The following is a 14522-nucleotide window of genomic DNA, read 5'->3' on the forward strand; positions in this document are numbered from 1 at the left end:
GTTTAAATTTCTTTTGATTTATAACACGACAAAATTAAAAATTAGCAAAACGGTCGAAGGATACATACCACTAAAAAAAAGGAAACAAATTACGGATAATAAAAAAGCACCTTGTTTTTTAAAGTGCTTTTTCGTTTTCTACGTTTGTTTGTGAAGATTGAAATTTATTTCGATATTCTTTTGGAGTTAGGTTTAAGTGTTTTTTGAAAAACTTGGCAAAGTAATTTGGATACTCAAAACCAAGCTCATACGCAATTTCGGCATTGTTCATCGTGTTGTTTTCTTCCAATAAAGTTTTTGCTTTTAATATCACAAAATCGTGTATTGTTTCTATTGCAGATTTTTGAGTGAAAAGTTTAACGATATCACCTAAATAGTTGGGAGTTAAGCCCGATTTGTCAGCAAAATATTGAACAGTAGGAAGCTGGTTTACAGGTTGATTGTAATAATCTTTCAGGTGTTGCTGAAAGTCAGTTACGATGCGATTGTATTGTTTAGGATTTGTAGAAAATTGTCTGTTGTAAAATGCTTCTACCAACGAAATCAACACATTTACATAAGAAAGTAAAATGCCAAAATGTGTTTTTTCGCTATCATAATATTTTAACATAAGGTCAAAAATAGTTCGAATTTCTTGTTCCTCCTTTTCTGTTAAATACAAGGCTTCGTTTTCACCATAGTCAAGGTAGTTTTTGAATAAAAAGCGATTTTCTTCAATTAGTTTCTTGGAAAGTTTCAGGTACATTACGTTGAATGTAGGTTCTACATTCCAACCATTAGCTCGTTCAGGACTGTTAAAGAAAAGGGCTGTAATGGGTTTGGGATTGTCTGGATTGTAGTTGGGAGCAGTTTTGTCAATAAAATTGCTTTTGATAGAGATACGGTAAAAGTCAACCATCACGGGTTCAGATTGTAAACGTATTTTTTGAGCATCATAATAGCCAATGTCAATATCGCTGTCCAAAGGTTTTGGCAAGCCTACGTATTCGTTAAATGATTTAAAGTCTTTGAATGTCTTCATTCTGCAAAGTTACTTTTTTTTATTTTTTATTTTTGCTAACAGAGTTTCATTTTAAAATTGCAGCGAACGAAGATGGGATTAAAGAGGTAAAAAAAAAGAAAGGTTTAGTAGTAGAAATCCTCAACTTAAGATCCTCTATTGACATGGCGACATTGTAGAAAAGATGTAAAAAGCAAAAAACCTAAACAGTTTAAAGTGTTTAGGGTTTTTTCGTGACCCATACGGGGCAATTTGCAAACCATTTTCTCCAAAATTTGAAGAAATTAGCATACTTTTAAGGTAATTATTTGAAATAAATTTTAGAGATAAGTTATAAAGTACTTTAATGTCCCGTAGAGGTTAAAATGTTAAAAGACCCATTTCTTGTTAAAATTTAATTTTTGGAAGAACATCATTCAGATTGATATGATTGGACTATATAGAAGAATTCTATTCTATTAAGATTGCCTTGTTAAGCGTCTTTTTTCTTTAGACACCGTCCTCTCGGCTCATCACCCTCATGAAGCACAATTTCGGAATGTAGAAACTGTGCGGCCTCTGCTGAATCTTTCACTTTGGAAGCAGAACGTTCTAACATTTCTGATTCAAACTCAGTTAATACACTTTCCCTCACTCCAGCTTTTCTCCAATGAGATGCAGCTCTACATCCTCTTGAGATCCCCCGAGCCAGCGTGAGCGCATCCAGAAGCGCTTGATTCGCCCCCTGTCCTTTGAATGGACTCATTGGGTGAGCCGCATCTCCAATCAGAGTCACTTGCCCTCCTTTCTTCAACAATTCTGATTCGAGTAATTCTCGGTCATACACGGGATAGCCAGAAATCTGAGCTTCGAGGGTTGCCGCTAAAATCTGAGGAATGGGATCGTGCCACTGAGTTCTACGACACGCTTCTTCCTTTAGTGCTTGAGGTCCTTGAGCACTTAACGCTTTAGCCTCTTTTTCTGGCATTGGAAAGCTAAGTTGCCACATCACCGAGTCTGATGTATAAGGCATCATGTAGATCCGCTCATTGCCATTGGCGGTTTGAAATACAGTGGCCGAGTCCAGCAAAGAACTATCAAGACCTTCGAGAGCCCCCAAAGGACAAATACCCAATATCACAATACAATCTAGGTAGCGTAAAGGGGTAACATCCTCACCAATCAGCAACCTCCGCACCGAACTACGAATACCATCGGCTCCAACCACAAGATCTGCTTTGGAGGGCTGAATCTCCCCATCCACTAGAAAGCTCAGATCAACACCTTCACCCTCACATTCCTTAATGTCTACTAACTGGTGCCCCCACTGTACCGCGTCATGTCCGCCGAGTTGCTCAAGCAGCGCTAAGCGCAAAGATTGCCGTGCGATATGCACATTAGTACGTTTCTGAGACGTTTTCGTATCTGACTGCATCCACTTTCTGATTCCCCATTCACCGATCACTTTTCCTTCTGTAGTATGAACCACATGTCTTGTTGAAATTACCCCTTCTTCTAACGAGAAAACACCCAATCCCTCGATCGCTTTACTTGCTTGTTGCAAAGTGAGTCCATAGCCCTGAGATCGAGCATCGAAGTTGTTATCACGTTCATAAAGGGTAAAAGGGATCCCGCGGTGCAAACAAGCCACAGCTAAAGCCACTCCGCCTATACCGCCGCCAATAATAGCAACGTGTGGGTAGTTTTCTTTATCCGCTATAGGAGGACTGGCAGAATGAAGTAACCCGGATCCGTAACAGTTCAAGCATGAGTGTAGGTGACCCTTAGGATGCACTGGAGCCGTCCCTTCGCCTTTCGTTTTTTCAAATTGATCGAATGCCATCTTGTATTGGCGTCGCGCTTTCATGCTGAGCCCTCGACTTTTTTTGCCGCGTCCCTGACATCCGGGACAAATAGTCCAGCTTGCGACTGAGTTTCTCACCTTTTTCACTTCTTTTTTATTTAACATGAGAAATTTATATATTTCATCGTTCCCGCAACTCTAGTCGTTTGCAATTTATGAAAACGAGTATTTTCGGCGGGACAAAAATACGATTAATAATGGTAGTTCAATTAAAGTTGCAAATGGATAGAAACGTGTGTTGAACTCCAGACATCATTTTTCACATTTCGTTATTTTGTAAATTTAAATAAAAAAACTACAAAGTAAATAGTGGGTTACTTTGTAGTTTTTGTTTGATGTCTCATTGTTGTGGGCACGGATTGCAAATCCGCGCCATCGGGTCTTTTTATTTGTTATCTAAATAGTTTTGTCCTCCTGTGGTTATGTGATTTGCTCCATTTATGCTATAATCAATTACCAACTTAACTTTGGTCTTAATTATTTTTATTTGCCCGTTCTCATCAATTTTTCTATTTTGTGTTGTCAATGCATTGATTATTACTTTGTTGTTTAATATCATTTCTCCATTTTGAATCATAGATTTAAACAAATTATCTTGCATTTCAAAAGATATGATTTCGTTATTCAAGAAACCTTTCCATAAAAAGTTGCCTGATTTTAGAACTGGGGAAATTAAGTCTATTTTAGCTTCACGCATTTCGCTTTCTGGAAGCTCGTCTGATAATAGCATGAAATTATGGAAATCTCCTCTTGAAATTTCACGATCATTACCAATTGGTTTATCCTCATAATATCTTTGGCTAGAAAATTTATTAATTCTTTTATACACAGAAATCTTTTTGTAAAAATTAGACCTTCTCCATATTATTTTATAGTTCAATGATAGTAAGTCAACAACTTTAATAATTAATTTTTCATCAATATCATTTTCGTTAAGAGATTTTAAGTGAAGCTCTTTTAATTCATTTCTTTTCAACTCATTTTCTAATTCTAAATTTTCAATTTGCAATTCAGTTAATTTTTTATTCTCTACTGGTTTTCTTGATAAAATTATAGCAATTGCACTAATAATAATTGTTACTTGGTTTGAATTTTCTCCTATAAATTTCCAAAATTCAATAAATCCTCCTTCTTTAGGAGGCTCGCTTTGAACAAGTAATTTAATATCTAATGTCTTTGCAATATCATGAAAAATATGTAAAAGTTCTTTTTCACATTCATTTCTAACAACCGCATCAAAACCATGTGAATTATCTGAAAAAAAATAATGGACTTGAATTTTGTTTGATTTTGATATATTCATTAGTTACATGATTAATTAATACTTTAAAATTATTATATTTTAATGACTATGTCATTTTTGATTTCGCTAATGTATCAAAATAATTCTTACAAGTTTCTTAACCCCCTCTTTATTCGTTTAAACTTTTTGTACTTCTACTTACATAAACGTTTTTGCATCCCATCATTTCTAGTCGACCCGTTTTCCGCGTGAAAGATGGCAGTGAAAATCCTCCCGATTTTTCTTCGGGAGATCACTTCATCAGTTCACTATCGCTCGGGGACAATGTACAGCCTGACCGTGTTACCCAACCCAATGTCATGCAGAATAGGAAAGTAATACAACAGGACACGCCTAAAAAAAAATCCGCCACAGGAATTCCCGTAGCGGAGTAAAAAAAAATAATCTAAAAAAAAAAATATCGTTAGAGCACGGCAAGTTCTTGCATGCAGGCTTTCATCATTTGATACGTTCGCTCGATGTCGTTGTCGAGTCCTATTGAGAACCGAATTAATCCGTCTGTCAATCCCATTTCGATTTGCTCCTCCATGGGGATTTCGCTCGAGGTCGAGGTACCTGGCGCGCTAAACAAGGTTTTGTAGAATCCTAAACTTACCGCAAGATAGCCTAGGTTTCTTTGCTGCATGAGCTCCATGAGTTCGTTGGCTTTTTTGAGCGTGCCTACATCTAGGGTCATCATCCCGCCAAAACCGTACTCGGGGTTGATCATGGTGGCGTACAAGCTGTGACTCGGGTGACTTTTTAGTCCGGGATAGACCGTTTTTAATCCGTCTTTCTCGAAACGTTCGGCTAGATATTGAGCGTTGTGGCTGTGTTGTTTCATTCGGATGTGTAGGGTGCGCATGTTTTTCATCACGCTGGCCGAGCGCAAACTGTCCATCGTAGGGCCCAAGAGCATGCTCGCACCGCTATTTACGTTCTTGAGGCTGTTGATGAATTCCTGCGAGGCGCAAGTGACTCCGCCCACGGTATCGCTGCTTCCGTTAATGTATTTGGTCAAACTGTGAATCACGATATCGGCACCCAATTTTGCAGGTGAAACAGATAGTGGGGAAAACGTATTATCCACCACCAAAGTCAGATTGTGTTTTTTTGCAATGCGGGATAAACTGGCAATATCGGCCACTTCAAGCAATGGATTACTCACCGTTTCGCAATACAACACTTTGGTATTGGGCGTGATGGCTGCCTCTACAACGTCTAGTTTGGTGATGTCCACAAAGGTGGTGGTGATGCCCATTCTTGGTGTGAAGTTTTTCAGGAACGCGTAGGTTCCTCCATAAATGGTTCGACTTGACACAATGTGATCGCCTGCGCCGCACAACTGCAATAGAGTTGGGGTAATGGCACCCATTCCAGAGGCCGAAACGTTGGCGGTTTCTGTTCCTTCCATTGCCGCTAGGGCTTTGTCGAGGTACAAATTGCTGGGCGAGGAGTGACGGGAATACAAATAACAGCCTTCCATATTGCCCTCAAAAGTGTCGAACATGGTTTTGGCCGAAAGAAACGTATAAGTCGAAGAATCGGAAATCGATGGGTTGACTCCGCCAAATTCGCCAAAATACTGTAAATCCTGAATGTTGTCTGCGGGATTGAAATTTTTCATATATCGGGGCTAGGGCACTTGGTGGTTCAAAGTACCTAGCTCAAAATAAAAACTTTATGGATTAATAATCAATCTATAGTTAAAATATTAGATTAAAAAACTAGGAAAGATGTGAAGTGTAAATTATTTTCCTAATTTTAGAGTCCAAATAAGAAATTACTAGATTTTATTTCATTTCAAAATAAAAAAAACAATGACCCTCGACGCCACCGACAAAAAACTATTGTACTTATTACAAACCGATTGCAAGAAAACCACCAAAGAACTGTCCTTGAAACTCAACCTTTCGGTTACCGCTGTGTATGAGCGCATCAAAAAACTGGAACGGGAAGGCATTATAGACAAATATGTGGTTTTGCTCAACCATTCGAAAATCGATAAAGGATTCGTGGTTTTTTGTCACCTCAAACTCGTTCAGCATACCAAAGAGTTTATTGATACCTTCGAGAAGCAAGTGGTGCAACTCAAAGAAGTATTGGAATGCCATCATGTTAGCGGCGATTATGATTATATCCTAAAGATCGTGGTAAAAGACATGGAGGCGTACCGCACATTTTTGGTGACCAAACTTACCACACTGGAGCATATTGGTAGTACCCACAGCACGTTTATGATTAGCGAAGTCAAGAACAGCACGGTGGTGGAGGTTTAGGGTAATGTTACCTATGGACTTCAAGTTCATAGTGGTTTAGTTCAAAGTAAAAAATAATGCAAAGTAGTAATGAAACTACTTTGCATTATTAAAAATTGATTGAGCAGTAAAAACAGAGCTAATTATTTTACAATGCAGCTCTATTTTGTGCTGTAGTTGCTCCTGGCCATAAAATTTGAGCTCCCACAACATATGCCAATTGTGCTGTTGCAGATATTGGTGTTACGGTTCCTACAGGTGTCATGGTTATGGTTACAGTCTGTTTTTGGCTGTCTTGAGAGGTAACACATTTATAATAGGATTGTGATCCTCCACCTAGAGGAATTCCTAGAAATGATACTCCCCAGCTTGAGCTTTCTTTAAATATAGATTGAAATGCAGCATAATCAGCGCTACTGTATGTTAGACTAATTATAGGCTGCTGGCTAATCATTATTCTTGCCAAAGTTCCAAAATTTCCATTTACAGCGAAGTTATAGCTTGGTGTTGGAGAAAATTTATAACCACTTTGATCTGTGATTGGATTGGCAGCATCTTGAATAGGATCTGGATTCCACCATCCGCTACCTGTAGAAACATCATAAGAACTAGGCTTAGGAGTAACGGTTGTAACTCCATTAAAAGTCATAGTCACAGAGCAAGTTGTTAAGTTTGATGCAAAATCATACATGTTATAGCTTACTCCACCACTTGCGTGAAAACCTAGGAAGAAATTTGAAGCGCCAATGGAAGCTCTTCCCGATGCTGAAACTTGTACCTCAGTCGCAGAATAGTTGGATGTTTCTAAACTTACAGAGAAACTTTTTCCTGTACCCGAAGCTGGTAAAAGATTATTTTGGATCACCGCAGTCGATTCCATTATGTCAATTTTTGGTACAATTTGAGTTGCACCAAGATTGCTAATGGTTTGCATAAATCCTGGCTGAACACTAGTTGGTTTTGTAGCTGGATTTACATTGTTTCTAGTTTGATTTAATTGATTATTAAAACTCACTACGGCATTTTGGATATTTGCTACAGAACTTGAATTCCCTAAGTAAGTCATCAAATCATTTACTACAGTATCGCCACCAATTGGAATATTTGGTAATAAAGCCATCGGGTTAGTACTGTTTCTAAATTGAGAAAGAGTAAGTCCAGGATTTCCCCAACCAATAACTTGAGTCATTATGTAATTTAATTGTGCAGTTTGTGTGCTAACTACTGTAGCAGGAAATGGTCCAAAAGCAGCTATCCAGTCTGATATTGTAGTGTTTACGGTTGCCGCATTCGCTAAATTAGCCGCATTTAATTTGGCTGCATCTTGAGAGCCTAAAACATAAGCCGTTGATTGCAAAACATTAAAATAAGAAGTAGTTAAAGCACTACCATTAGTACCTACATAATCCTTTTGGGAAGCAAATATATTGTTTAACCAGTTGTAGGTAGATTCAACAAAATTTGTTCCTGATTGCCAAAACCAAGGAAAGTCGCCAATAGAACCTTCGTTAACAGGGATTAGATTCGGCATGTTTAATGCAGAAGCTACTGGAGCTGCTCCAAGCTGAATTTGATCAAACACCAAATTGGCTAGATCAGATGTAGAAATGGCTTCTAATTCTAAAACTTCATTTTTTGGGGATACATTATTCATAAGTTTATTTTTAATATTTACCTACTCTATAAGCTTTTCGGCTACCGCTTGTTAGATATTAACATTTCAAATTTATAAAATCAGTTTGTATAAAAAGTACGTAATAATACCTGTTTTTACAGATTAACTTATTGTTTTTCAGTTGTTTACAAATTCTTAACGAATTATTTACAAATTATTTACTTATTGCTTACGCTTTTTTTATGTTACCATTAAACATTGAAACCCCGATAGCTATCGGGGCGGTAGGATTATGGTTCTGAAAAACTATTTTTATGCTCCTGAATTTAGTGCTGAAGCTGTTTGCTGTATTTTTTGCGTATATTCTTTGTAATGGTTTGAAAATAGCTTAGACAGTACTTTAATGATTAATGAAGAGAGATATGCAGATGTGGTTGAGTTGTAGTGATTAGATATTTTCTGCTGGTAATTAAAACTTTAAACAAAAAAACATTAAATTTGAATTTAAATAATGCAATAATGAAAACTAAAGAGTTAAGACAAAAACTTATAATTGATTTTCGAAAATTCATTCAAGATGATTCTAAATTAGAAGTGCTTGAAGGTGTTTTTGATGCTATAAATAATGAAGAGAATTCTTTTGTTGTTCCTGGAAGTCATTATGCTATTGTAGCTGAAGAGCGGGAGAAATATTTTTCTGGAATAAGTAAGTCAAGTTCTTGGGAGGAAGTCGAACAGCGTTTGAATGCAAAATATGGCTTTTAAACTCACGATTTTAAGATTAGCCGAAATCGAAATCAATGAATCTATAGATTTTTATGAGAGTAGAAGAGTAGGGTTAGGAAAGCATTTTTTAATTTATCTAAAAGGCTATTTCGAAATTCTTAAAACCCGTCCTGAATTATTTGCAATAAAAAAACCTCCTTATTATCGGGAATTGCCTTTAAAAAAATTTCCATTTGTAATTATTTATTAAATTTATCAGAACGAAGTTATCATTCATTCTGTTTTTCATACTTCAAAGAATCCCACAAAAAAGCCTTGATTTCAATTATATATTCGTGAAAATTTGTGGAATTCGTGTTTGAATTCCTTAATTTTGCAGCACTAAAAATAAAAAAAACACATTACTATGAGTTCATTTGACGTAGTTATTATAGGTTCAGGGCCAGGCGGATATGTTTCGGCTATTCGTTGTGCACAATTAGGTTTCAAAACGGCCATTATAGAAAAATATTCCACTCTTGGAGGAACTTGCTTAAATGTAGGTTGTATTCCATCAAAAGCATTGTTGTCCTCTTCTCATCATTATGCAGAGATTAAGCATTTTGCAGATCACGGAATTGAAGTTTCGGGAGAAGTAAAAGTAAATTTAGAGAAAATGATTGCTCGCAAACAAGGTGTAGTAGATCAAACATCAGGAGGTATAAATTACTTGATGGATAAAAATAAAGTGACTGTTTTTAATGGTTTGGGGTCTTTTGTAGATGCGACTCACGTTGCTATTGCAAAAGCCGACGGAACATCAGAAACAATCGAAGGTAAAAACATCATTATCGCAACAGGTTCAAAACCGTCTTCTTTGCCTTTTATCAAAATAGATAAAGAAAGAATCATTACTTCGACAGAAGCATTGGCTCTTAAAGAAGTTCCAAAACACCTTGTTATTATTGGTGGTGGTGTTATTGGAATCGAATTAGGTCAAGTATATTTACGATTAGGGGCGCAAGTTTCGGTTGTAGAATTCATGGATAGAATTGTTCCAGGTATGGATGGGGCGCTGTCTAAAGAATTAACTAAAGTATTGAAAAAACAAGGCATGAAATTCTATGTTTCACATAAAGTGAAATCAGTAGAAAGAAACGGTGATGCCGTAACCGTTCAAGCCGAAAATGCAAAAGGAGAAACGATTACTCTAGAAGGGGATTATGCTCTAGTTTCTGTAGGTCGTCGTCCGTATACCGATGGATTGAATGCTGATAAAGCAGGAGTTAAAATTTCGGATAGAGGACAAGTAGAAGTAAACGATCATTTACAGACTTCGGCTTCAAATATTTATGCTATTGGAGACGTGGTTCGTGGAGCGATGTTGGCTCACAAAGCCGAAGAAGAAGGAACTATGGTTGCTGAAATCTTGGCGGGTCAAAAACCGCATATCGATTATAACTTGATTCCTGGAGTAGTTTATACTTGGCCAGAGGTTGCTGCTGTTGGACAAACAGAGGAACAATTGAAAGCCTCTGGAGTTGAATATAAAGTAGGAAGTTTTCCTTTCAAAGCCTTAGGTCGTGCTCGTGCGAGTGGAGATCTTGATGGATTTGTAAAAATTCTTGCCGATGCCAAAACAGATGAGGTTCTTGGAGTACACATGATTGGTGCCAGAACGGCCGATTTGATTGCCGAAGCAGTTACTGCAATGGAATTTAAAGCCTCTGCCGAAGATATTTCCAGAATGTCACACGCGCATCCAACTTTTGCGGAAGCGATAAAAGAAGCAGCATTGGCAGCTACTGATAATAGGGCTTTACACGTATAATTTAAGCTTTGAAAATATAAAACCCCGTCTCGTTATAAAAATGAGACGGGGTTTTTTGATTTTGTATTTGAAGGATTATGCTGTAAACAATCCTTTGTAACTATCCCATTTACTATAAATCAAGAATAGGTTCCCCAATAATAAAAAAGCAGCAACAGGAATGCCTTCGGGGGCTAGACAAATATGAGTAAAAATAATATTGATTGAAATTGGCATCAATAGAATATAGGTAAGTTTGTTGAATTTTCCAGTTATAAAAGACAACCCGCAAAGAAGTTCTACTGTTTTTACCAAAGGCATTAAGTAACCTGAAGCTTTGATTCCATCATTGAAAAGTTTCATGTTTCCTGCCAAAGGAGGTTCTGGAAACAAATGGAAAAAATAACTTATAGAAGCGAATAGTAACAGTAATCCAATTAACGATCGAATAATAATAGGGGCAATTTTCATAATTTTTAATTTTAAGGTTTTACCTTATGGGTAAATTGGTTCATTCAAATGTAATTATTTTTTGAAGACAAAAATAAGGAGTCAGTATCATGTGTTTTAGAATGTGAGATGAGCATCCTACTTTTGTAAATGCAATAAAAGAAGTAGCATTGCTAGCAAACGATAATAGAGCTTTGTGCGTACTGTAGTTGGGCTTTAAAAATATAAAAACCCGTCTCATTTTTCATAACGAGACGGGTTTTGTGTTTGTATAAGGTTTTGGAAATTATTCAATAAATAGACTTTTGTAATTTTTCCAATATCTATAAATTAAAAATATATTGCCCAGAAACACAAATAAAGCAAGTGGCAGTCCATTTATATTTAGGAAAAAGTTAATGAATAAAATGTTTGTACTTACGGGAAGAACTATAATGTTGGATAAAGTTACATAACGACCCGAAAGATAGGAGAGTCCACATAGTAATTCAATAGTTTTTACCAAGGGCATTAAGTAAACTGAAGATATTAAACCTACTTGAAAAGCCTTAAAATCTCCAGTGGTTGAAAGTTCAGGTAATAAGTTGAAAAAATAAGCCACCGATACAAATATAAGTATTAAGCCAATTAAAGTTCGAACAAGAATTGTCGTGGTTTTCATATTTTAAAGTTTTTAGAGGTTAAATGTTTAAGTGACTATATGAAATTTCTTTGTGAATAATTATCTTTTCATCCATTTAACAGTAGTAGCTTCCTAAGTAGGAAAACTATGTTCGTATCACTAACAAATATAGTTAAAATTGTCCGAAGTTTAATTGTTTATTGACTTTTATTTTAGTTTTAGGTTGTAATAGTTGTATGATTTGTAGATGATTAATAAAAAAAAGTTCCTGTAAAGTAATGGTTTTTTATTTTTTGAAATACTTTTTGTAAAGTAAGAATCCGCCAATACTAATAAATAGCAACCACCAAATTTGAAATAGAAAAACAACTATATCTTGCAATACATACCACCCCGTTTTTAAAGAATCGAGTATGCGAATTCCAATATTGGGTTTGTAGTAATTATAATCCTTCGTATTGGCATTCATTTCTTGTTTTATAGATTCGTGCTGGTAAATTTGAATGGTCAGTGTGCTAAAGTTTACTTGATCTTGGATAGACAAATTTTCTAGTTTAGAATTGTCATTTTGTTCTTTTTGGTTGGCCAAATTGGTTTCGGCATCCATAATATCGTTGATCTTTTTCCCTTTTGTATCAATCGCTTTTTCTATTCTTTTCTCATTGTTGTTGCTTCTTTTTTGAGAAAGTTGGTTCGAAAGCATTTTTAAGGAAACATCGTCGGCCTTTATGATGCGGTAATCCAGAAAGTCAATTTGTTTGGCAATGGATTTGATGACGGTATCTAAACGTTTATTAGGCACCCGAATGGTAATGTTGTTTTCTACATTGTATCGAGTTGTTTCTAGCGTGCTGTCTTGGCTGACCTTGGTTTCGAATTTATCAATAATGTTGCTTTGTAGATTGGTATAGGTAACAAAACCATCAAATTTATTGGTGATGTTTTCAATTGTATAGGTAGATTGGGTGACATTTTTGACTTTGAATTTTAAGTCGGCTGTTCGAATGAATTTTCGGGTACTGCCTTCTTTTTCTACTGCAGCAGAGGAGGAAATTGAGTCGGCAGCTGTTGCAACTTCTTCTGCGGCTGCTTCTTCGTTGGCATCGCTTTTTTTGCAACTAATGATCACAGTGATTACTGCTAATAGAATTAAACTTCGTTTCGCAATTTTGTTCATAGATTTGTTTTTTTTTTAGAATTGATGATTATTTTTTTTTTTTGAATTTCAAACTTGAATTCGGGATCAAATATATAATATTTTAACAGGAAAAAACTTTTTTAATATTAATTTAACTATGTAAAGGTTTTGAAATAAAGCGTACAAAATTTGGCGAAGTTATTTTGGTCTTTTTCAAGGCAAAAAATCTTTGAATAGCTAGGCTATTGAAAGATTTTTTAACGAAGAAAAAGGGTAAAAGAACGAGGGAAAACGAAGTTCACTGAACTCATATGAAAATAGGAACATAGTGAAGTAATTGTATGGTTTATTTTGAAATATTTACTAGGCCTCAGTTTTGTGTGACTTCTTCTTGAGAAGCGATTTTTTTTATTGTAATTTTGAAGTCCATAAAAAAGTTTAATTTTTGAGAACTTCTATTTACAAACTTATTGAAGATCCTTTGCAGTTCAAGCAGCAGCTTGTCGCTTGGGGACAAGTATTTCGCGAAATAACTTTCCTAGACTCTAATTCTTTTTTCGATGAATTTTCTAGCTTCGACTGTGTGCTCGCAGTTGATGCATTTACATCTATAAAAACCGATTATCACAATGCTTTTGAGGATTTAAAACAATACCAACAAACGACAAAGGATTGGTTGTTTGGTTATCTGTCATATGATTTAAAAAATGATGTGGAGCAGTTGCAATCGAATAATTATGATGGATTAGATTTTTCGGATTTGTTTTTTTTTCAACCCAAAAAAATATTTTTATTAAAGGGTAACCAGCTCGAAATTCAATATCTTAATATGTGTGATGATGAGGTGGAAGAGGATTTTGAGAAGATCAATAATTGGGTATTGTATAAAGATAGTACACTGGGCGCAGTCGATGTCATGCCGAGCGCAGACGAAATCACACTGAGCGCAGTCGAAATGCGACAACGCATTTCGAAGCAAAATTACCTTGAGAAAGTTTCAAAATTATTAGAACACATTCATCGCGGAGATATTTATGAAGCCAACTTTTGTATGGAGTTTTTTGCTGAAAAAGCAATAATTAATCCATTAGAAAAGTTCTTGAAGCTCAACGAAATTTCACAAGCTCCGTTTACTGTTTTTTTTAAGGATAATAAACGATTTTTACTTTCGGCTTCGCCAGAACGGTATTTGAAAAAAGAAGGAGAAAATCTGATTTCGCAACCTATAAAAGGAACTGCGAAACGATTTTTGGATCCGATAGAAGATGAAAAATCTAAAAATAATTTGGCTCAAGATCCCAAAGAACGAGCCGAAAATATTATGATAACCGATTTGGTTCGAAATGATTTGTCTCGAACGGCTCAAAATGCGACGGTTGTCGTACAAGAACTTTGCGGAGTTTATTCGTTCCTGCAAGTACACCAAATGATTTCGACTATAACGTCTAAAATGGATTCTCAATATTCGGCAGTTGATGCTCTTAGAACTACTTTCCCGATGGGAAGTATGACGGGTGCACCCAAATTATCGGCTGTAAAAATCATTGAAGAACTCGAGGAAACCAAAAGAGGATTGTATAGTGGGGCAGTGGGGTATTTTTCACCCAATGGAGACTTCGACTTTAATGTGGTTATCCGTAGTATTTTGTATAATCAAGAGAATCAATATGTTTCTTTTTCTGTTGGAAGCGCCATTACTTCACTATCTATTCCAGAAAATGAATATGAAGAATGTTTGCTTAAAGCAAAAGCAATGCTCGAAGTTTTGCAATAATCTAGATCAGGTGTTTCAAAAATAA

General features: G+C 35.9%; 13 protein-coding genes. 5 read left to right on the forward strand and 8 right to left on the reverse strand.

Going from position 1 to position 14522, the window contains the following annotated elements:
- Nucleotides 1-118: 118 nt before the first annotated feature.
- The 4 genes from FNW52_RS15945 to FNW52_RS15960 form a co-directional block, all read right to left on the reverse strand.
- Complete coding sequence (locus FNW52_RS15945; protein ID WP_143378449.1) at nt 119-1021, reverse strand: AraC family transcriptional regulator; 903 nt, start codon at nt 1019-1021, stop codon at nt 119-121.
- 451 nt (nt 1022-1472) lie between these two features.
- On the reverse strand, nt 1473-2948 hold the full coding sequence (locus FNW52_RS15950; protein WP_143378451.1) for an NAD(P)/FAD-dependent oxidoreductase: 1476 nt from the start codon (nt 2946-2948) through the stop codon (nt 1473-1475).
- A 280-nt stretch (nt 2949-3228) separates the two neighbouring features.
- The gene (locus FNW52_RS15955; protein ID WP_143378453.1) at nt 3229-4146 is read right to left on the reverse strand and encodes a hypothetical protein; all 918 of its coding nucleotides are present in this window, start codon (nt 4144-4146) and stop codon (nt 3229-3231) included.
- A gap of 403 nt (nt 4147-4549) precedes the next feature.
- Nucleotides 4550-5752, reverse strand: coding sequence for an aminotransferase class I/II-fold pyridoxal phosphate-dependent enzyme (locus FNW52_RS15960; protein ID WP_143378455.1), 1203 nt, complete (start codon nt 5750-5752; stop codon nt 4550-4552).
- A gap of 193 nt (nt 5753-5945) precedes the next feature.
- On the opposite strand from FNW52_RS15960, the gene FNW52_RS15965 reads away from it, so the two are divergent.
- The gene (locus tag FNW52_RS15965) at nt 5946-6404 is read left to right on the forward strand and encodes an Lrp/AsnC family transcriptional regulator (RefSeq protein ID WP_143378457.1); all 459 of its coding nucleotides are present in this window, start codon (nt 5946-5948) and stop codon (nt 6402-6404) included.
- Nucleotides 6405-6531: 127 nt separating this feature from the next.
- On the opposite strand, the gene FNW52_RS15970 is transcribed toward FNW52_RS15965, so the two are convergent.
- Entirely contained in the window at nt 6532-8037 is a 1506-nt protein-coding gene (locus FNW52_RS15970) for a hypothetical protein (protein WP_143378459.1), read from the reverse strand.
- A gap of 480 nt (nt 8038-8517) precedes the next feature.
- On the opposite strand from FNW52_RS15970, the gene FNW52_RS15975 reads away from it, so the two are divergent.
- The 3 genes from FNW52_RS15975 (at nt 8518) to lpdA (ending at nt 10534) form a co-directional block, all read left to right on the forward strand.
- A complete protein-coding gene (locus tag FNW52_RS15975; protein WP_143378460.1) occupies nt 8518-8763 on the forward strand; it encodes a hypothetical protein in 246 nt (81 codons plus the stop codon).
- Nucleotides 8753-8974 (forward strand): type II toxin-antitoxin system RelE/ParE family toxin, encoded by a 222-nt coding sequence (locus FNW52_RS15980; protein WP_185966009.1) that lies wholly within the window; start codon nt 8753-8755, stop codon nt 8972-8974. The genes FNW52_RS15975 and FNW52_RS15980 overlap by 11 nt, the downstream gene beginning before the upstream one ends.
- Before the next feature lie 156 nt (nt 8975-9130).
- Nucleotides 9131-10534: a dihydrolipoyl dehydrogenase gene (gene lpdA / locus FNW52_RS15985; RefSeq protein WP_143378462.1), complete on the forward strand. Its 1404-nt coding sequence runs from the start codon at nt 9131-9133 to the stop codon at nt 10532-10534.
- Between the two features lie 75 nt (nt 10535-10609).
- On the opposite strand, the gene FNW52_RS15990 is transcribed toward lpdA, so the two are convergent.
- From FNW52_RS15990 to FNW52_RS16000, 3 genes are all read right to left on the reverse strand, one after another.
- Nucleotides 10610-10984 (reverse strand): DoxX family protein, encoded by a 375-nt coding sequence (locus FNW52_RS15990; RefSeq protein WP_143378465.1) that lies wholly within the window; start codon nt 10982-10984, stop codon nt 10610-10612.
- 265 nt (nt 10985-11249) lie between these two features.
- A complete protein-coding gene (locus FNW52_RS15995) occupies nt 11250-11624 on the reverse strand; it encodes a DoxX family protein (RefSeq protein ID WP_143378468.1) in 375 nt (124 codons plus the stop codon).
- 247 nt (nt 11625-11871) lie between these two features.
- Nucleotides 11872-12762, reverse strand: a complete 891-nt coding sequence (locus FNW52_RS16000) for a DUF4349 domain-containing protein (RefSeq protein WP_143378470.1) — start codon at nt 12760-12762, stop codon at nt 11872-11874.
- 406 nt (nt 12763-13168) lie between these two features.
- On the opposite strand from FNW52_RS16000, the gene FNW52_RS16005 reads away from it, so the two are divergent.
- Nucleotides 13169-14497: an anthranilate synthase component I family protein gene (locus tag FNW52_RS16005; protein ID WP_143378473.1), complete on the forward strand. Its 1329-nt coding sequence runs from the start codon at nt 13169-13171 to the stop codon at nt 14495-14497.
- Nucleotides 14498-14522: the final 25 nt, after the last annotated feature.

It is taken from the genome of Flavobacterium sp. ZT3R18 (assembly GCF_007097385.1).
GTDB lineage: Bacteria > Bacteroidota > Bacteroidia > Flavobacteriales > Flavobacteriaceae > Flavobacterium.

What these genes read in the sequence shown, in the direction of transcription:
- FNW52_RS15955 (WP_143378453.1), bottom strand. Translation starts at nt 4,146, where the DNA reads ATGAATATATCAAAATCAAACAAAATTCAAGTCCATTATTTTTTTTCA.
- FNW52_RS16000 (WP_143378470.1), bottom strand. Translation starts at nt 12,762, where the DNA reads ATGAACAAAATTGCGAAACGAAGTTTAATTCTATTAGCAGTAATCACT.
- FNW52_RS15950 (WP_143378451.1), bottom strand. Translation starts at nt 2,948, where the DNA reads ATGTTAAATAAAAAAGAAGTGAAAAAGGTGAGAAACTCAGTCGCAAGC.
- FNW52_RS15975 (WP_143378460.1), top strand. Translation starts at nt 8,518, where the DNA reads ATGAAAACTAAAGAGTTAAGACAAAAACTTATAATTGATTTTCGAAAA.
- FNW52_RS15960 (WP_143378455.1), bottom strand. Translation starts at nt 5,752, where the DNA reads ATGAAAAATTTCAATCCCGCAGACAACATTCAGGATTTACAGTATTTT.
- FNW52_RS15995 (WP_143378468.1), bottom strand. Translation starts at nt 11,624, where the DNA reads ATGAAAACCACGACAATTCTTGTTCGAACTTTAATTGGCTTAATACTT.
- FNW52_RS15990 (WP_143378465.1), bottom strand. Translation starts at nt 10,984, where the DNA reads ATGAAAATTGCCCCTATTATTATTCGATCGTTAATTGGATTACTGTTA.
- FNW52_RS15980 (WP_185966009.1), top strand. Translation starts at nt 8,753, where the DNA reads ATGGCTTTTAAACTCACGATTTTAAGATTAGCCGAAATCGAAATCAAT.
- FNW52_RS15945 (WP_143378449.1), bottom strand. Translation starts at nt 1,021, where the DNA reads ATGAAGACATTCAAAGACTTTAAATCATTTAACGAATACGTAGGCTTG.
- lpdA (WP_143378462.1), top strand. Translation starts at nt 9,131, where the DNA reads ATGAGTTCATTTGACGTAGTTATTATAGGTTCAGGGCCAGGCGGATAT.
- FNW52_RS15965 (WP_143378457.1), top strand. Translation starts at nt 5,946, where the DNA reads ATGACCCTCGACGCCACCGACAAAAAACTATTGTACTTATTACAAACC.
- FNW52_RS15970 (WP_143378459.1), bottom strand. Translation starts at nt 8,037, where the DNA reads ATGAATAATGTATCCCCAAAAAATGAAGTTTTAGAATTAGAAGCCATT.